Source organism: Sulfuritortus calidifontis (genome assembly GCF_003967275.1).
GTDB classification, from domain to species: Bacteria; Pseudomonadota; Gammaproteobacteria; order Burkholderiales; family Thiobacillaceae; genus Sulfuritortus; species Sulfuritortus calidifontis.
Map to the genome: position 1 here is coordinate 947,192 of NZ_AP018721.1, position 17,822 is coordinate 965,013.

Here is a 17,822-nt window from a genome sequence, read left to right on the forward strand (position 1 = left end):
CCCGCCTTCGCCAAGGTCCGGCTTTTTTAGTAGAATCTCGCATCACCTCCACCGCCTATGCCATGACCCGATACGTTTTTGTCACCGGTGGCGTGGTTTCATCCCTGGGTAAAGGGATTGCCGCCGCCTCGCTCGCCGCGATTCTCGAATCCCGCGGCCTCCGGGTCACCCTCCTCAAACTCGATCCCTACATCAACGTCGACCCGGGCACCATGAGCCCGTTCCAGCACGGCGAGGTGTTCGTGACCGAGGACGGAGCGGAGACCGACCTCGACCTTGGCCATTACGAGCGCTTCAGCACGGCCAAGATGTCCAAGCGCAACAACTTCACCACCGGCCAGATCTACGAATCCGTGATCAAGAAGGAGCGCCGGGGCGAATACCTGGGCAAGACCGTGCAGGTCATCCCGCACATCACCGATGAGATCAAGCTGCACATCCGCCAGGGCGCCGGCGATGCCGAAGTGGCCATCGTCGAGATCGGCGGCACGGTGGGCGACATCGAATCGCTGCCCTTCCTCGAGGCCATCCGCCAGATGGGCATCGAGGAGGGCCGGGACAAGACCTGCTTCATCCATCTCACCCTGCTGCCCTATATCCCGACCGCCGGCGAGCTCAAGACCAAGCCGACCCAGCACTCGGTCAAGGACCTGCGCGAGATCGGCATCCAGCCCGATGTCCTGCTCTGCCGGGCCGACCGTTCCATTCCGGCCGAGGAGCGGCGCAAGATCGCCCTGTTCACCAACGTCCAGCCGGAGGCGGTGATCGAGGCCCTGGACGCCGACAGCATCTACAAGATCCCGGGCATGCTGCACGACCAGATGCTGGACGAGATCGTCTGCCACAAGCTGGGCATCCTGGCCCGGGCGGCCGACCTCTCGGTCTGGAAACGCCTGGTCGAGGCCCTGGAGCACCCGCAATACCAGGCCGACATCGCCTTCGTCGGCAAGTACGTCGACCTGACCGAATCCTACAAGTCGCTGACCGAGGCCCTGATCCACGCTGGCATGCACACCCGGAGCAAGGTCAAGATCCACTACATCGATTCCGAACAGCTGGAGAAAGAGGGCACCAAGGCCTTGGAAGGCATGGACGCCATCCTGGTGCCCGGCGGCTTCGGCAAGCGCGGGGTCGAAGGCAAGATCGCGGCCATCCGCTATGCCCGCGAAAACAAGGTGCCTTATCTGGGCATCTGCCTGGGCATGCAGCTGGCCGTGGTCGAGTTCGCCCGCGATGTCGCCGGCATGGCGGGGGCCCATTCCACCGAGTTCGAGCCGGAGACGCCCTACCCCGTGATCGGCCTGATCACCGAGTGGCTCGACCGCGCAGGCCAGGTCGAGCGGCGCGACCAGAACTCCGACCTGGGAGGCACCATGCGCCTGGGCGGCCAGGTCTGCAAGCTGGCCGAGGGCTCGCTGGCCCGCCAGGTCTATGCCCAGCCCGAGATCATCGAGCGCCACCGTCACCGTTACGAGGTCAACAACACCCTGCTGGCCCAGCTCGAGGCCAAGGGCCTGCGGGTTTCCGGCCGGGCGCCGGGCACCGACCTGTGCGAGATGGTCGAGTTGCCGGACCATCCCTGGTTCGTCGGCTGCCAGTTCCACCCTGAGTTCACCTCCAATCCGCGCGAAGGTCATCCCTTGTTCAAGGCCTTCGTCGAGGCCGCCCTGGCCCAGCGTCAGCGCCGGCTGGGCGATGCGGCCCAAAGCAAGACTGAAAGAGAGCAAGCATGAAGCTGTGTGGTTTCGAGGTCGGCCTCGACAAGCCGTTGTTCCTGATCGCCGGACCCTGCGTGATCGAATCGAAGCAGCTTGCTTTCGATACCGCCGGCCAGTTGAAGGAGCTCTGTGCCGAGTTGGGTGTGCCCTTCATCTACAAGTCGTCCTACGACAAGGCCAACCGCTCCTCCGGCGCCTCCTTCCGCGGTCTGGGCATGGAAGGCGGCCTGGCGATCCTGGCCGAGGTGAAGAAAGAGATCGGCGTGCCGGTGCTGACCGATGTCCACACCGAGGCCGAGATCGCCGCCGTGGCCGAGGTGGTCGACGTGCTGCAGACCCCGGCCTTCCTCTGCCGGCAGACCGATTTCATCCAGGCCGTGGCCGCCACCGGCAAGCCGGTCAACATCAAAAAGGGTCAGTTCCTTGCCCCCTGGGACATGAAGAACGTGGTGGACAAGGCCAAGGCCGCCAACGGCGGGGCCGACACCATCATGGTCTGCGAGCGCGGCGCCTCCTTCGGCTACAACACCCTGGTCTCCGACATGCGCGCGCTCGCCATCATGCGCGAGACCAACTGTCCTGTGGTGTTCGACGCCACCCACTCGGTGCAGCAGCCAGGCGGCCAGGGCACCTGCTCCGGCGGCCAGCGCGAGTTCGTGCCGGTGCTGGCACGGGCGGCGGTGGCGGTCGGGGTGGCCGGCCTGTTCGCCGAGACCCACCCCGACCCGGCCCGCGCTTTGTCCGACGGCCCCAATGCCTGGCCGCTGCCCATGATGCGCGAGCTGCTCACCACGCTGAAGGAGATCGATGCTTTGGTGAAACAGCGCGGCTTCATCGAACAAAAATTGATGTAACAGCGGCGGCTCGCCGCTGTCGATGTGTGAGAAAAGGAAACGGAAAAGAAATGAGTGCCATTGTTGATGTGATCGCCCGCGAGATCCTGGATTCCCGCGGCAACCCCACGGTCGAAGCCGATGTCCTGCTGGAATCCGGTGTCATGGGCCGCGCCGCCGTGCCCTCCGGCGCCTCCACCGGCAGCCGCGAGGCGATCGAGCTGCGCGACAACGACGCCAAGCGCTACGGTGGCAAGGGCGTGCTCAATGCGGTCGAGAACGTCAACACCGAGATCGCCGAGGCCCTGATCGGCCTGGATGTCGAGGAGCAGAGCTTCATCGACCAGACCCTGCTGGAGCTGGACGGCACCGAGAACAAGTCGCGCCTGGGCGCCAACGCCACCCTGGCCGTGTCCCTGGCCTGCGCCCGCGCCGCCGCCGAGGAGGCCGGCCTGCCGCTCTACCGCTATCTGGGCGGCGCCGGCCCGATGCGCCTGCCGACGCCGATGATGAACATCATCAACGGCGGCGCCCACGCCGACAACAGCATCGACATGCAGGAGTTCATGATCATCCCGGCCGGCATGGGGAGCTTCCGCGAGGCCCTGCGTTGCGGCGCCGAGGTATTCCACAGCCTGAAGAAGCTTTTGCACAAGGCCGGGCACGCCACCAGCGTGGGTGACGAGGGCGGCTTCGCGCCCAACCTGAAGTCGAACGAAGAGGCGCTCAAGGTCATCGTCGAGGCGATCGGCGCCGCCGGCTACCAGGCCGGCAGCGATGTGCTGATCGGCATCGACTGCGCCAGTTCCGAGTTCTACAAGGACGGCAAGTACCACCTGGAATCCGAGGGCCTGGCCTTGAGCGCGGCCGAGTTCGCCGACTACCTGGCCGCCTGGGTCGACAAGTACCCCATCGTCAGCATCGAGGACGGCATGGCCGAGCAGGACTGGGACGGCTGGGCGACCCTGAACGCCAAGCTGGGCAAGCGCATCCAGCTGGTCGGCGACGACATCTTCGTGACCAACACGAAAATCCTGAAAGAGGGCATCCAGAAGGGCGTGGCCAATTCCATCCTGATCAAGGTCAACCAGATCGGCACCCTGTCCGAGACCTTCGAGGCGATCGAGATGGCCAAGCGCGCCGGCTGGACCTCGGTGATCTCGCACCGCTCGGGCGAGACCGAGGACGCCTTCATCGCCGACCTGGCCGTGGGCAGCAATGCCCTGCAGATCAAGACCGGCTCGCTCTCCCGTTCCGACCGCATGGCCAAATACAACCAGTTGCTGCGCATCGAGGAAGAGCTGGGCGAGCGTGCTGCCTATGCCGGTCGAGAGGCCTTTTACCAATTGAAGTGACATGCGCGGCCTAGGGCTTCTGCTCGCCCTGCTCATCCTCTTGCTGCAATACCCTTTGTGGCTGGGCAAGGGCAGCTGGCTCAAGGTCTGGGAGCTGGAGCGCCAGGTCGAGCAGCAGAAGACCGCCAACGAGGCCCTGGCCATGCGCAACGCCAAGCTGGCGGCCGAAGTGAACGATTTGAAACAGGGCTTCGACGCCATCGAGGAGCGGGCCCGGTTCGAACTGGGCATGATCAAGCGCAATGAGGTATTTTTCCAGGTCATGGAACCGACTGGTGGGGAGACCTCGGTGAAGACGAATCAAGGCAATGGTCAAGGCAGCGGTCCGGCGCCGCTGACTGCGCCCGAACAAGGCAAGGGCCGGCCATGACCCCCTTTCAGCTCGTGCTGATCGGCTTCGGCGTCGCCCTGGTGCTCGGGGTGTTGCTCTACAACTGGTGGCAGGAGCGTAAATACCGCCAGGAATCCCTGCGCCTGTTCCATCGCGAGATCGAGCCGCTCGATTTGGCCCAGCCAGCGACGGCCGAGCCCGAGCGGGTGGAGCCGCGCATCCAGCTCGATGCCGCCCAAGTCCACGACTATGCATCCCCTGGCAACGAGTCCTGGGGTCAGCCCGAGATCGGGGCCGGCCAGGCCGAGGCGGAGCCTGGGCCGTTCGTTGCGCCGCGTGAGCCGGAGCCTGAAGCCCTTGCCGCTCAACCGGCTCCTGCCCCGGCGTTCGAGGCTGCCCAGTTCGAGCAGGAAAGTCCGCTCGATCCCGATACCGAATACATCGCCCGGCTGCGTTTCAGTCAGCCGGTGATGGCGCCGGTGGTCGGCCTGATCGAGCAGGTGCGCCAGATCGGCAAGCCGGTACGGGCGATGGCCCAAGGGCCGGACGGTCGCTGGGAGCCCGTGGCCGGCCCCAGCCGGGCGAGCTATGCGGCCCTGGAACTGGGCCTGCAGCTGGCCGACCGCTCGGGCGCCGTGACCTCGGCGCAGATCGACGCCTTCTGCCGGGCCCTCTACAACTTCGCGGCCGAGCAGGGCGGGGCGGTGTCCTGCCCGGACAAGTACGCCGCGCTGGAGCTGGCTCGCGCCCTGGATCTGTTCTGCATCGAGGTCGACGTCCTGATCGGCCTCAACATCGTGGCCCCCGACGGCCGGCCCTTCCTGGTCTCCGAGGTGCATCGCTGCGCCACCGAGGCCGGCCTCACCCTGCAGCCCGACGGCAGCTATGCCCTGAAGAATGCCGCCGGCCGTACCCTCTACAGCCTGGCCAATCAGTCGGATGAGCCGTTCCAGCCCGAGCGGGTCGGCGCCAGCACGCACGGCATCACTCTGTTGTTCGACGTGCCCAACGTGGCCGACGGCCTGATGGTGTTCGACCGCATGGCCGAGCTCGCCCAGCGCCTGGCCCGGTCCCTGGGTGGCCGCCTGGTCGACGACAACGGCAAGCTGGTCAGTCAGGAGAGCCTGCAGAAGATCCACCAGCGCCTGGCCGAGGCCTATGCCAGCATGGATGCCCGCGGCATCCCGGCCGGCGGCGAGCGCGCCAGCCGGCTCTTCGTGTGAGGCGCAGGGCGTGAGCAGTGAGGTGGAGCGGCGCATCGCCGAATTGCGCCGGCTGATCGAGCACCACAACTACCAGTATTACGTCCTCGACGCCCCGGAAGTCCCCGACGCCGAATACGACCGGCTGTTGCGCGAGCTGCAAGCGCTGGAGGCGGCGCATCCCGAACTGGCGACGCCGGATTCGCCCACCCAGCGGGTGGGCGCCGCGCCGCTCAAGGCCTTTGCCGAAGTCGCCCATGCCGTGCCCATGCTCTCGCTCAACAACGCCTTCAGCGAGGAAGACGTGGTGGCCTTCGACCGCCGGGCGCGCGAGGGCCTGGGCCATGACGGCGAACTGGAGTATGCCGTCGAGCCCAAGTTCGACGGCCTCGCCATCACTCTGCATTACCAGGATGGCCAGTTCGTCCAGGGCGCCACTCGCGGCGATGGCTATACCGGGGAGGACGTCAGCGCCAATCTGCGCACCATTCACGCCATCCCTCTGAAGCTCGAGGACGCGCCGCCGTGGCTGGAGGTGCGCGGCGAGGTGCTCATGCTCAAGCGCGACTTCGAGCGGCTCAATGCCGATGCCCGCAGCCGCGGCGAAAAGGAATTTGCCAACCCGCGCAATGCCGCGGCCGGCAGCCTGCGCCAGCTTGATTCCCGGGTCACCGCCAGGCGTCGGCTGACCTTCTTCGCCTATGGCATCGGCCGGGTCGAGGGTGTCGAGCTGCCGCCCACCCACGGCGAGGTGATGGACTGGCTCGGCCGCCTGCGTTTCCCCGTCTGCCCGGAGCGCCGCATCGTGCGCGGCGTGCAGGGGCTGCTGCACTACTTCGCCGAGCTCGGCGCGAAGCGCGACAAGCTGCCCTACGAGATCGACGGCGCGGTGTACAAGTTGAACCGGCTGGCCGAGCAGGAGGCCCTGGGTTTCGTCGCCCGGGCGCCGCGCTGGGCGATCGCCCACAAGTACCCGGCCCAGGAGGAGTTGACCGTGGTCGAGGCCATCGACGTCCAGGTCGGCCGCACCGGGGTGCTCACCCCGGTGGCGCGGCTGAAGCCGGTCTTCGTCGGCGGCGTCACCGTCACCAACGCCACCCTGCACAACGAGGACGAGGTGCGGCGCAAGGATGTCCGCGTGGGCGACACCGTGATCGTGCGCAGGGCCGGTGACGTCATCCCCGAGGTGGTGGCGATCCTGCCCGAGCGGCGGCCCATGCGCGATCTGGTCACACCGCTGCATGAGCCATTTGCGATGCCGACCCGTTGCCCGGAGTGCGGCGCCCCGGTAGTCAAGCTCGAGGGCGAGGCGGCGGCGCGCTGCACCAACGGCCTCTCCTGCCCGGCCCAGCGCAAGCAGGCCATCATCCACTTCGCCTCGCGCCGGGCCATGGATATCGAGGGACTGGGCGACAAGCTGGTCGAGCAGATGGTCGACAAGGGGCTGATTGAAACTCCGGCCGACTTGTATGACGTGAAGAAGATCAATCTTGTAAAGCTTTCGGAATTGGAGCGCATGGCCGAGAAATCGGCGAGCAACCTGATCGCCGCCATCGAAGCCAGCCGGCACAAGGATCTGGCCCGCTTCATCCTGGCCCTGGGCATCCGCAATGTCGGCGAGCAGACGGCCAAGGACCTGGCCCGCCACTTCGGCACGCTGGATGCCCTGATGCAGGCCGATGCGGCGATGCTGATGCAGGTGCCCGACGTCGGGCCGGTGGTGGCCGAATCCATCCTCGCCTTCTTCGCCGAGCCGCACAACCGGGCGGTGATCGAGCGCCTGCGCGCGGCCCAGGCCTGGCAGGATGGCGCAGCGCAGCCGGTCACGGCAGGACACCTTGCCGGCAAGACCTTCGTCCTCACCGGCACCCTGCCTGATTTGTCGCGCGAGGCGGCCAAGGCCAGGATCGAGGCGGCGGGCGGCAAGGTGGCCGGCAGCGTGTCGAAGAAGACCGACTACGTCGTGGCCGGGGCCGACCCCGGCTCGAAATACACAAAGGCGCAAGAATTGGGCGTTACCATTCTGGATGAGGCGCAGTTGCTGGAATTGCTGGGGGAGAAATAAGTTGGTGGATATTGTGAGGGCGGTTGTTGTCTCCGGCCGCTCCCTGCGGTCGCTTAACACCCGCTACGCGGGGTTAGCCTACGACGAACACCGCCTGCTGACACCGATGCACGTGCCAATACCCTGGAATCGGGGGGTTCTATGAAACGCATTACCAAGGCGGTGTTTGTCTCCGGCCGCTCCCTTCGGTCGCTTAACGCCGGCGATGCCGGCATTAGCCTACGCCGAAAACAGCCTTCGCTTGGGTTGTGGCGTGAAGGTGGAGAGGATAAATGACAAAGAAGATCACGAAGGCTGTTTTTCCGGCTGCGGGGATGGGGACGCGTTTCCTGCCGGCGACCAAGGCCAGTCCCAAGGAGATGCTGCCCATCGTCGACAAGCCCCTGATCCAGTATGCGGCGGAGGAGGCCATCGCCGCCGGCATCACCGATCTCATCTTCATCATCGGCCGCACCAAACGCGCCATCGCCGACCACTTCGACAAGGCCTACGAGCTGGAGGTGGAACTGGAGACGCGCGGCAAGACCAAGGTGCTGGAAGAGCTGCGCGCCATGCTGCCGCTCAACGTGCATTACATCTTCATCCGCCAGGCCGAGGCCCTGGGCCTGGGCCACGCCGTGCTCTGCGCCGAGCCGGCGATCAACAACGAGCCCTTCGCCGTGATCCTGGCCGATGACCTGATCGACGCCGAGCCCGGCGCCCTGAGCCAGATGACGGCGCTCTACGCGCAGCAGCAGTGCTCGCTGGTCGGCGTGCAGAACGTCGAACGGGACGAGACCAGTTCCTACGGCATCGTCGCCACCGCGCCGCAGGCCGAACGCCTGCACAAGGTCACCCGCATCGTCGAAAAGCCCAAGCCCGAGGTCGCGCCGTCCACCCTGGCCGTGGTCGGCCGTTACGTGCTCACTCCGCGCATCTTCCATCACCTGAAGCACCTCCCGCGCGGCGCCGGCGGCGAGATCCAGTTGACCGACGCCATTGAGGCGCTTCTGGCGGACGAGCCGGTGCTGGCCTACGAATTCATCGGCAAGCGCTACGACTGCGGCAGCAAGGCCGGCTATGTCGAGGCCACGGTGGAATACGCCCTGAAGCACCCGGAGATCAGCGAGGAAATCTCGCGCTATCTCAAGGCAAGGTTCTGCCAACAATGATCAGGCGGGTTTCAGCCAGGCATTGAGCAAATCGCGCGCCGCCCGCGCCACTTCGCTCGCCGTCAGCCCGACCGGCCCCGTCCCATCCGAAACCAGTTTGTCCGCCGCCGCGCCATGCAGGTGCACGGCATAGACGGCCGCTTTTTCCAAATCCAGTCCTTGGGCGGTCAGGGCGCCGATCATGCCGGCCAGTACGTCGCCCATGCCGGGGCTGGCCAGGCCGGGGTTGCCCGTGGTGTTGCGCCAGAGGACGCCGCTCGGGCCGGCGATCAGGCTGCCGACGCCCTTGAGCAGGGCAAGGCAGCCATAGGTTTCGGTCAGTCGTTGCACGGCGCCCAGGCGGTCGGCCTGCACGGCGCTGCTGTCGAGGCCCAGCAGGCGGCCGGCCTCGCCGGGGTGGGGGGTGAGCAGGCTGGGGGCTTGGCGTTGCCTGAGCAGGGCCTGGAGTTCGGTATCGCGGGCCAGCAGATTCAGGCCGTCGGCGTCGATCAAGAGGGGCAGGGGGCTGGCCAGGGCCTCTTGCAGGCATTGCCGGGCGGTGCCGCTGTGGCCCAGGCCCGGCCCGAGCACCAGGCAGGCCGGCGCTTCGAGCTGCAAGGCTCGCTCCGGTGGTACGAGCATTGCTTCCGCCGCGCCGGGGTCGAGCGCGATTCGGTTGTCCAACAGCCCGACGTAGACCCGGCCGGCCCCCAGCCACAGCGCGGCGCGGGCCGCCAGCAGGGCGGCGCCGGCCATGCCCGGGGCGCCGCCGACGACGCCGACGCTGCCGAAGTCGCCCTTGTGGCTGTCTGCGGCGCGGGGTTTCAGCCAGTGGCGCAGGGTCTCGGGGTGGATGTCAATTGCCTGGTTCATGGATATTTGACCGATTTGTATGGTCTATAAATTTATTACAGATGTCTTGAGAGGAGGTGACCATGAAGCCGAATCTGACAACTCTTCCGACCGAGCCGGTATTGAACATGCCGGTTTCCCCGTCCGGCGGGCCGGTGGTGGCCTGTGAGCTGGACAAGGCCTGTGTCCAGGTCGATTGCGAGCAATTGGCCGACGAGGTGGCCGACGTGCTGGACGAAAGTCCGGACGCGCCGGATTACCTGCTGCATTATTGCGGCGTCGATTATCTGAAGCAGACGTCGGGCACCGATCGCAAAAAATAAGCCTGTTTGCCGTATCATTACGGGCTGCCTGAGCCGGCTATGCCGGCTCGTTTTTTGCTCTAGACCGAGTGTTTATGGATAAGAAGCCGCACGGCAAGGTGCTCATCGTCGATGACGACACCATGATCCGCAGCCTGCTCAAGGTGATCCTGCGCTCCGAAGGCTGGGATCTGGCCGGGGAGGCCATGGACGGCGAGCATGCCATTGCCATGTGCAAGGGTCTGGACCCCGACATCGTCTGCCTGGACGTGATGATGCCGGGCATGTCAGGGGTGGATACCCTGAAGGCGCTGCGCAAGGAATGCCCCGAGGTCAGGGTGGTGATGATCACCTCGGATTCGAGCACCGCGACGGTGCGCGAGGCGGTCAGCTTCGGCGCCATGGGCTACATCATCAAGCCGTTCAATGCCAAGCGGGTGGCCGACGCCCTGCATCAGGCAATGAAGGCCACGCCGGAGGGGGGCATCGGGTAAAATCCGGATTTTCCACGCCGGTTTGACCCATGTCCGAGGTCCTCACTCTGCGCGGCGCGCCCGCGCTGTCCGCCTTCCGTATCGACAAGCTGCTGGAGCGCCTGCGCCCGCTGGGCTGCCAGTCGGTGGTGGCCGAATTCCGCTATTTCGTCGAGCTGTCGGCCCCGCTGGCGGCCGACGACCTGGCCTTTCTCACTGAACTGCTCCATGCCGGGCCGCACCAGGCCGAGCCGGTCGCCATCCTGGTGACCCCACGCCTGGGCACGGTCTCGCCCTGGTCGTCCAAGGCCACCGACATCGCCCGCAACTGCGGCCTGGCCGCGGTCAAGCGCATCGAGCGCGGCATCGCCTACCGCCTGGACTGGAACGGCAGCCGGGTGCCGGACAACGCGACTTTGCAGACTGCGCTGGGCCACCTGCACGACCGCATGACCGAGAGCGTGCTGTTCGACGAGCGCGAGGCCGCCCGTCTGTTCGAGCACGTGGCGCCGCAGCCGCTGGCCAGCGTCGATCTGCTGGCGGGTGGCAAGGCCGCCCTGGAGCGGGCCAACGCCGAATGGGGCCTGGCCCTGTCGCCGGACGAGATCGACTATCTGGTGGAGAACTTCACCAAGGCGGGGCGCAACCCGACCGACGTCGAGCTGATGATGTTCGCCCAGGCCAACTCCGAGCACTGCCGGCACAAGATCTTCAACGCCAGCTGGATCATCGACGGCAAGGAACAGAGCGAGTCGCTGTTCGGCATGATCCGCCACACCCACCAGGTACGCCCGCAGGGCACGCTGTCGGCCTATTCCGACAATGCCTCGGTGATCGAGGGCGCGACCATCGCCCGTTTCTATCCGGATGCCGACCACGGCTATCGCTTCCACGAGGAACCCACCCACATCCTGATGAAGGTGGAGACCCACAACCACCCGACCGCAATCGCGCCTTTCCCCGGCGCGGCCACCGGTTCGGGCGGCGAGATCCGCGACGAGGGCGCCACCGGCACCGGCTCCAAGCCCAAGGCCGGCCTGTGCGGCTTCACGGTGTCGAACCTGAAGATCCCGGGCTTCGAGCAGCCCTGGGAGAAGGGCTATGGCAAGCCGGGCCGCATCGTCTCGCCCCTGCAGATCATGATCGAGGGGCCGATCGGCGCCGCCGCCTTCAACAACGAATTCGGCCGGCCCAATCTGGCCGGCTATTTCCGTGCCTATGAGCAGCAGACGCCGGACGGCCAGGTGCGCGGCTATCACAAGCCGATCATGCTGGCCGGCGGCGTGGGCAACATCCGCGAGGATCACATTCACAAGCGGTCGTTTCCGGCCGGCACGCTCTTGATCCAGCTGGGCGGTCCGGGCCTTTTGATCGGCATGGGTGGCGGTGCTGCCTCCAGCATGGGCGCGGGTGCCAACGCCGAGGCCCTGGACTTCGATTCGGTCCAGCGCGGCAACCCGGAGATCCAGCGCCGGGCGCAGGAGGTGATCGACCGTTGCTGGCAGCTTGGGCAAGACAATCCCATCCTCTCCATCCACGACGTCGGCGCCGGCGGCCTGTCCAACGCCATGCCGGAACTGGCGCACGGCGCGGGCCTGGGCGCGAAATTCGAGCTGCGCGAGGTGCCGAGCGAAGAGCCGGGCATGGCGCCGAAAGAGATCTGGTGCAACGAGTCGCAGGAGCGCTATGTCCTGGCCATCGCACCCAAGGACCTGGACCGCTTCCGCGCCCTGTGCGAACGCGAGCGCTGCCCCTTCGCCGTGGTCGGCGTCGCCACCGACGATGGCCAGCTGACCGTGACCGACCGCCATTTCGGCAATACGCCGGTCGACATGCCGATGGACGTGCTGCTGGGCAAGCCGCCGCGCATGACCCGCGACGTCAGCCATGTGAAGCCCGTGCTCAAGCCTTTCGACGCGACCGGCATCGAGCTGAAGGAGGCGGCCTATCGCGTGCTGCGCCATCCCACCGTGGCGAGCAAGAATTTTCTCATCACCATCGGCGACCGCACCGTCGGCGGCTTCACCGCGCGCGACCAGTTCGTCGGTCCCTGGCAGGTGCCGGTGGCCGACGTCGCTGTGACGACGCTGGGTTACGACACCGACCTGGGCGAGGCCATGGCCATGGGCGAGCGCACGCCGCTGGCTTTGATCGACCCGGCCGCCTCCGGTCGCATGGCCGTGGCCGAGTCGGTGACCAATCTCGCCGCCGCCGCGGTGGCCGATATCTCCGACATTCGGCTGTCGGCCAACTGGATGGCCGCGGCCGGCCATCCGGGCGAGGACGCCGCGCTGTTCGATACGGTCAAGGCCGTGGCCAAGGGGCTGTGCCCGCAACTGGGGATCAGCATCCCCGTCGGCAAGGATTCCATGTCCATGGCGACCCGCTGGGAAGACCAGGGCCAGAAGAAGGCGGTGGTCTCGCCCTTGTCGCTGATCATCACCGCCTTTGCCCCGGTGCTGGATGCCCGTCGCACTCTCACCCCGCAACTGCGTACCGACCAGGGCGAGACCGATCTGATCCTGGTCGACCTGGGCGCGAGCAAGAACCGCCTGGGCGGCAGCATCCTGGCCGAGGTCTACGGCCAACTGGGTGATCGTTGCCCCGACCTGGAATCGCCCGAGCGGCTGAAGACCTTCTTCGGCCTGATCCAGCGGCTCAACCAGGCGGGCAAGCTGCTGGCCTATCACGACCGTGCTGACGGCGGCTTGTTCGCCACGGCCTGCGAGATGGCCTTCGCCGGCCATACCGGGGTCGATCTCGATATCGCCGAGCTTTGCTATTACCGCATCCAGAAGGACGAGCAGGCGGACCCCGAGGCCGAGGGCATCGAGCAGTTCTCGACGGCCCGCCTGCTTGGCGTGCTGTTCAACGAGGAGCTCGGCGCCCTGTTGCAGGTGCGCCGGGCCGACACGCCCGCGGTGGTCGAGGCCTTCATGACCGAGGGCCTGAGCGAGGCCATCTACATCGTCGGCACGACCAACCAGAGCGACCGGGTGCGCATCCTGCGCGAAGGCGAGCCGGTGTTCGACGAGGCGCGGACCGATCTGATCACCGCCTGGTCGGAGGTGAGCCATCGCATCCAGGCTCTGCGCGACAATCCGGACTGCGCCCGCCAGGAATTCGCCGGCCTGGGCGACGCCCAGGACCCCGGCCTATCGGTGAAGCTCGGTTTCGACCTGAACGAAGACGTGGCGGCGCCCTATGTGAAGAAGGCGGCCAGCCAGCCCAAGATGGCCATCCTGCGCGAGCAGGGGGTGAACGGCGAGGTCGAGATGGCCGCTGCCTTCACCAAGGCCGGCTTCAACGCCATCGACGTGCACATGAGCGACATCCTGTCCGGCCGCGTTTCGCTCAAGGACTTCAAGGGCCTGGTCGCCTGCGGTGGCTTCAGCTACGGCGACGTGCTCGGCGCCGGCGGCGGCTGGGCGGCCTCCATCCTGCACAACAGCCGCGCGCGCGACGAGTTCCAGGCCTTCTTCCAGCGCGGCGACACCTTCGCCCTCGGGGTCTGCAACGGCTGCCAGATGATGAGCCGGCTCAAGGCCATCATCCCCGGTGCCGAGCACTGGCCCAGCTTCGAGCGCAATCTGTCGGAGCAGTTCGAGGCCCGCTTCGTCATGGTCGAGGTGCCGCAAAGCCCATCCATCCTGTTTGCCGGCATGGCCGGCAGCCGCATGCCCATCGTCGTGGCGCACGGCGAGGGCCGGGCGGTGTTCGCCGCCGAGGCTGACCGGCAAAAGGCGCAGGTGGCCCTGCGTTACGTCGACAACTATGGCCGGCCGACCGAGGCCTACCCCATGAATCCCAATGGCTCGCCGGGCGGCATCACCGGCCTGACCACGACGGACGGCCGCTTCACCGTGATGATGCCCCACCCGGAGCGGGTCTTCCGCGCCGTGCAGCACTCCTGGCGGCCGGACGGCTGGCAGGAGGACGGCCCCTGGCTGCGGATCTTCCGCAACGCGCGGGTCTGGGTGGGTTGAGCCTGGCTCAGGGCGTGTAGCCGGGGATTCTGCTCTCGTCGACCGCGTCGATCTGGGCCGGGTCGAGGAATTCCTCGGCATAGCGCAGGTAGACCTTGTCACGCACGAAGCTGTCGAAGATGGCCGGGTCGATGTGCCGGTCCAGCATCATCCGGCCCATGATGGCGAGCGCCTCGGACACGGTCTTGCCCCGTTTGTAGGGACGGTCGGCCGCGGTGAGCGCCTCGAAGATGTCGGCCACCGCCAGGAGCCGCGCCTGCACCGACATCTGGTCACCCCGCAAGCCCCTGGGATAGCCCTTGCCGTCCATCCGCTCGTGGTGGCCGCCGGCGTATTCCGGCACGTTCTTCAAGTGCTTGGGCCAGGGCAGGGCCTCGAGCATCTTGATCGTCACCACGATGTGGTTGTTGATGATGGCCCGCTCGGCATCATTCAGCGTGCCCTTGGCGATCTTCAGATTGGCCGCCTCGTCCCCGTTCAACAGCGGCATCGACTTGCCGTAATGGTCCTGCCAGGTATAGACCGCGATGCGGTCCACCTCGGCCTGATCGTCGGCATCCATGAACTCGCCGCCGATGTTGGCCTTGTGCAGGAACTGGCGATCGGCCTCCAGCTGCCTGAGGGTGTCGTCATAAAGGCGCTGGGCGGTCTCCAGGCTTTGGTGGTTGCCGTTTTCCAGGGCCTCGAGCCGCGCCTTGAGCAGGGCGATCTCGGCATCCCGACGCAGGATCTCGAAGCGCGTGTCGACCAGGTGGATGCGGTCGAACAGGGTCTCCAGCTTGGTCGCCTTGTCCACCACGTGCACCGGCGTAGTGATTTTGCCGCAGTCGTGCAGCATGGCGGCGATCTTCAGCTCGTAGCGATCCTGCTCGCTCAGCTTGAAGCTGGCCAGCGGGCCGCTGGTTTGCCGGTCCAGGGCGTCGGCGATCATCATGGCCAGCTCCGGGATGCGCCGGCAGTGGCCGCCGGTGTAGGGCGACTTCTCGTCGATCGCCTCGTTGATCAGGTCGATGAAGGACTCGAACAGGTCTTCCAGTTGCTCGATCAGCTTGCGGTTGGTCAGCGCCACGGCGGCCTGGGAGGCAAGCGATTCGACCAGGTGCTGATCTTCCGCGTCGAAGGCGCGGATGGCGCCGGTGGCCGGTTCCAGGGCATTGATCAGCTGCAGCACGCCGATGATGTCGCCTTCGTGGTTGCGCATGGGCACGGTCAGGAAGGACTGCGAGCGATAGCCGGTGCGGGCGTCGAATTCGCGCGTGCCGGTGAAATCGAAGCCGCTTTCGGTGTAGGCGTCCTGGATGTTCACCGTCTGCCCGGTCACCGCGGCGTGGGCCGCCACCATACGGTGATTGGGCCGGCCATCGGCCTGATAGAGCGGGATGTTGGGCAGCCGGATCGGGGCGCCCGTGGTGCCACCCTGGGCCAGCTTGAGCTTGTCGTTGCGCAGGATACTGAATTGCAGCTCCCTGCCCTCCACCACCGAGTAGAGCGTGCCGGCGTCGCTGCCGGTGATTTCCTTGGCCGCGACCAGGATCTTTTCCAGCAGGGTCTGGATATCGCGCTCGCCGGACAGGGCGATGCCGATCTGATTGAGCTGCTCCAGGCGGCGGATCAGGCTGGGTAGGGCGTTATCCATGGCGAAGCTCCCATTTTTCTCTATGCTAGCAGCGTCTTGTGGCCGGAACGTCGGCTGGAGGGACCGGCATGGTAGAATTCGACCCTTTTTCTGATTGGCCATTTTCACCATGTCCCGCGCACTTCGCAACATCGCCATCATCGCCCACGTCGACCATGGCAAGACCACCCTCGTCGACAAGCTTCTGCAGCAGTCGGGCACCTTCGCCGCGCACCAGCAGGTGTCCGAGCGGGTGATGGATTCGAACGAGCTGGAAAAGGAACGGGGCATCACCATCCTGGCCAAGAACACGGCCATCGACTATGAGGGTACCCGGATCAACATCGTCGACACCCCGGGCCACGCCGACTTCGGCGGCGAGGTGGAGCGGGTGCTGGGCATGGTCGACGGCGTGGTGCTGCTGGTCGATGCGGTCGAGGGGCCGATGCCACAGACCCGGTTCGTGACCAAGAAGGCCCTGGCCCTGGGCCTCAAGCCCATCGTCGTGATCAACAAGGTCGATCGCCCGGGCGCCCGCCCGGACTGGGTGGTGGATGCGACCTTCGACCTGTTCGACAAGCTGGGCGCCACCGACGAGCAGCTCGACTTCCCCATCATCTACGCCTCGGGTTTGAACGGCTGGGCCTGCCACGACCTCAAGGATGCCCCCTCGCACGGCGGCTCGGCCAAGGACATGAAGGCCCTGTTCGACACCATACTCAGCCACGTGCCGAGCCCGCCCGGCGACCCCAACGCGCCGTTGCAGCTGCAGATCGCCGCGCTGGACTACTCGACCTACACCGGCCGTCTCGGCATCGGCCGCGTGCTCAACGGCCGGATCAAGCCCGGCCAGCAGGTGGCGGTGATGAACCACGAGGAGCAGGTGGCGACCGGCAAGATCAACCAGGTGCTCGGCTTCAAGGGCCTGGAACGCATCCCGGTGGACGCGGCCGAGGCCGGCGACATCATCATCATCTCCGGCCTGGAGGACATCGGCATCGGCGTCACCATCTGCGACAAGGACAACCCGGTCGGCCTGCCCATGCTGTCGGTGGACGAGCCGACCCTGACCATGGACTTCATGGTCAACACCTCGCCGCTCGCCGGCACCGAGGGCAAGTTCGTCACCAGCCGCCAGATCCGCGACCGCCTGCACAAGGAGCTTCTGACCAACGTGGCCTTGCGCGTCGAGGACACCGCCGACGCCGACGTCTTTCGCGTCTCCGGCCGGGGCGAGCTGCACCTGACCATCCTCCTGGAGAACATGCGGCGCGAGGGCTTCGAGCTGGCGGTGGGCAAGCCGCGCGTGGTGTACAAGGAAATCGACGGCGTCAAGTGCGAGCCGTACGAGAACCTCACCATCGACGTGGAGAACGAGCACCAGGGCGCGGTGATGGAAGAGATCGGCCGGCGCCGGGGCGAACTTACCAACATGGAATCCGATCCCAACGGCCGCACCCGCCTGGAATACCACATCCCGGCGCGCGGCCTGATCGGCTTTCAGTCCGACTTCATGACCATGACCCGGGGCACCGGCCTCATGAGCCACGTGTTCGACGACTACGGCCCGGTCAAGGCCGACCTGCCCGGCCGCCACAACGGCGTGCTGATCTCCCAGGAAAACGGCGAGGCGGTGGCCTATGCCCTGTGGAACCTGGAAGACCGCGGCCGCATGTTCGTCTCCCCCGGCGACAAGCTGTACGAGGGCATGATCATCGGCATCCACAGCCGCGAGAACGACCTGGTGGTCAACCCGATCAAGGGCAAGAAGCTGACCAATGTGCGCGCCTCGGGCACCGACGAGGCCGTGCGCCTGACCCCGCCGATCAAGCTGACCCTGGAATCCGCCGTCGAATTCATCGACGACGACGAGCTGGTCGAGATCACGCCCAAGTCGATCCGCATCCGCAAGCGCTACCTGCTGGAACACGAGCGCAAGCGGGCTTCGCGCGAAGGCTAA

Annotated in this window: 13 protein-coding genes; 11 read left to right on the top strand and 2 right to left on the bottom strand. The window is 66.3% G+C overall.

Features of this window, described 5'->3' with window-relative positions:
• The first annotated feature begins 62 nt into the window (after window positions 1-62).
• The 7 genes from EL388_RS05035 to galU all read left to right on the top strand — a co-directional run bounded on the left by EL388_RS05035 (window position 63) and on the right by galU (window position 8,655).
• A complete protein-coding gene (locus tag EL388_RS05035; protein ID WP_126460532.1) occupies window positions 63-1,733 on the top strand; it encodes a CTP synthase in 1,671 nt (556 codons plus the stop codon).
• Complete coding sequence (gene kdsA / locus EL388_RS05040) at window positions 1,730-2,572, top strand: 3-deoxy-8-phosphooctulonate synthase (RefSeq protein ID WP_126460535.1); 843 nt, start codon at window positions 1,730-1,732, stop codon at window positions 2,570-2,572. Before EL388_RS05035 ends, kdsA begins: the two co-directional genes overlap by 4 nt.
• 50 nt (window positions 2,573-2,622) lie before the next feature.
• On the top strand, window positions 2,623-3,906 hold the full coding sequence (gene eno, locus EL388_RS05045) for a phosphopyruvate hydratase (protein ID WP_126460538.1): 1,284 nt from the start codon (window positions 2,623-2,625) through the stop codon (window positions 3,904-3,906).
• 1 nt (window position 3,907) lies between these two features.
• Window positions 3,908-4,276: a cell division protein FtsB gene (ftsB, locus tag EL388_RS05050; RefSeq protein WP_126460541.1), complete on the top strand. Its 369-nt coding sequence runs from the start codon at window positions 3,908-3,910 to the stop codon at window positions 4,274-4,276.
• Complete coding sequence (locus tag EL388_RS05055) at window positions 4,273-5,460, top strand: cell division protein ZipA (RefSeq protein ID WP_126460544.1); 1,188 nt, start codon at window positions 4,273-4,275, stop codon at window positions 5,458-5,460. The genes ftsB and EL388_RS05055 overlap by 4 nt, the downstream gene beginning before the upstream one ends.
• Window positions 5,461-5,470: 10 nt before the next feature.
• Entirely contained in the window at window positions 5,471-7,504 is a 2,034-nt protein-coding gene (gene ligA, locus EL388_RS05060) for an NAD-dependent DNA ligase LigA (protein ID WP_420856652.1), read from the top strand.
• 272 nt (window positions 7,505-7,776) lie between these two features.
• Complete coding sequence (galU, locus tag EL388_RS05065; protein ID WP_126460550.1) at window positions 7,777-8,655, top strand: UTP--glucose-1-phosphate uridylyltransferase GalU; 879 nt, start codon at window positions 7,777-7,779, stop codon at window positions 8,653-8,655.
• On the opposite strand, the gene EL388_RS05070 is transcribed toward galU, so the two are convergent.
• On the bottom strand, window positions 8,656-9,507 hold the full coding sequence (locus EL388_RS05070; protein ID WP_126460553.1) for an NAD(P)H-hydrate dehydratase: 852 nt from the start codon (window positions 9,505-9,507) through the stop codon (window positions 8,656-8,658).
• Window positions 9,508-9,569: 62 nt separating this feature from the next.
• Here EL388_RS05070 and EL388_RS05075 point away from each other — a divergent pair, with 62 nt between their 5' ends.
• The 3 genes from EL388_RS05075 (at window position 9,570) to purL (ending at window position 14,247) form a co-directional block, all read left to right on the top strand.
• On the top strand, window positions 9,570-9,809 hold the full coding sequence (locus EL388_RS05075; protein ID WP_126460556.1) for a hypothetical protein: 240 nt from the start codon (window positions 9,570-9,572) through the stop codon (window positions 9,807-9,809).
• A 74-nt stretch (window positions 9,810-9,883) separates the two neighbouring features.
• Window positions 9,884-10,282, top strand: coding sequence for a response regulator (locus EL388_RS05080; protein ID WP_126460558.1), 399 nt, complete (start codon window positions 9,884-9,886; stop codon window positions 10,280-10,282).
• Window positions 10,283-10,311: 29 nt separating this feature from the next.
• The gene (gene purL, locus EL388_RS05085) at window positions 10,312-14,247 is read left to right on the top strand and encodes a phosphoribosylformylglycinamidine synthase (RefSeq protein ID WP_126460561.1); all 3,936 of its coding nucleotides are present in this window, start codon (window positions 10,312-10,314) and stop codon (window positions 14,245-14,247) included.
• Window positions 14,248-14,254: 7 nt separating this feature from the next.
• Here purL and EL388_RS05090 read toward each other — a convergent pair whose 3' ends face one another.
• The gene (locus tag EL388_RS05090) at window positions 14,255-15,883 is read right to left on the bottom strand and encodes an HD family phosphohydrolase (protein WP_126460564.1); all 1,629 of its coding nucleotides are present in this window, start codon (window positions 15,881-15,883) and stop codon (window positions 14,255-14,257) included.
• 109 nt (window positions 15,884-15,992) lie between these two features.
• Between EL388_RS05090 and typA the strand changes: the two genes are divergently transcribed.
• Complete coding sequence (gene typA / locus EL388_RS05095) at window positions 15,993-17,822, top strand: translational GTPase TypA (protein WP_126460567.1); 1,830 nt, start codon at window positions 15,993-15,995, stop codon at window positions 17,820-17,822.

What these genes read in the sequence shown, in the direction of transcription:
- kdsA (WP_126460535.1), top strand. Translation starts at nt 1,730, where the DNA reads ATGAAGCTGTGTGGTTTCGAGGTCGGCCTCGACAAGCCGTTGTTCCTG.
- EL388_RS05090 (WP_126460564.1), bottom strand. Translation starts at nt 15,883, where the DNA reads ATGGATAACGCCCTACCCAGCCTGATCCGCCGCCTGGAGCAGCTCAAT.
- ftsB (WP_126460541.1), top strand. Translation starts at nt 3,908, where the DNA reads ATGCGCGGCCTAGGGCTTCTGCTCGCCCTGCTCATCCTCTTGCTGCAA.
- EL388_RS05035 (WP_126460532.1), top strand. Translation starts at nt 63, where the DNA reads ATGACCCGATACGTTTTTGTCACCGGTGGCGTGGTTTCATCCCTGGGT.
- EL388_RS05080 (WP_126460558.1), top strand. Translation starts at nt 9,884, where the DNA reads ATGGATAAGAAGCCGCACGGCAAGGTGCTCATCGTCGATGACGACACC.
- EL388_RS05055 (WP_126460544.1), top strand. Translation starts at nt 4,273, where the DNA reads ATGACCCCCTTTCAGCTCGTGCTGATCGGCTTCGGCGTCGCCCTGGTG.
- typA (WP_126460567.1), top strand. Translation starts at nt 15,993, where the DNA reads ATGTCCCGCGCACTTCGCAACATCGCCATCATCGCCCACGTCGACCAT.
- EL388_RS05075 (WP_126460556.1), top strand. Translation starts at nt 9,570, where the DNA reads ATGAAGCCGAATCTGACAACTCTTCCGACCGAGCCGGTATTGAACATG.
- galU (WP_126460550.1), top strand. Translation starts at nt 7,777, where the DNA reads ATGACAAAGAAGATCACGAAGGCTGTTTTTCCGGCTGCGGGGATGGGG.
- purL (WP_126460561.1), top strand. Translation starts at nt 10,312, where the DNA reads ATGTCCGAGGTCCTCACTCTGCGCGGCGCGCCCGCGCTGTCCGCCTTC.
- EL388_RS05070 (WP_126460553.1), bottom strand. Translation starts at nt 9,507, where the DNA reads ATGAACCAGGCAATTGACATCCACCCCGAGACCCTGCGCCACTGGCTG.
- eno (WP_126460538.1), top strand. Translation starts at nt 2,623, where the DNA reads ATGAGTGCCATTGTTGATGTGATCGCCCGCGAGATCCTGGATTCCCGC.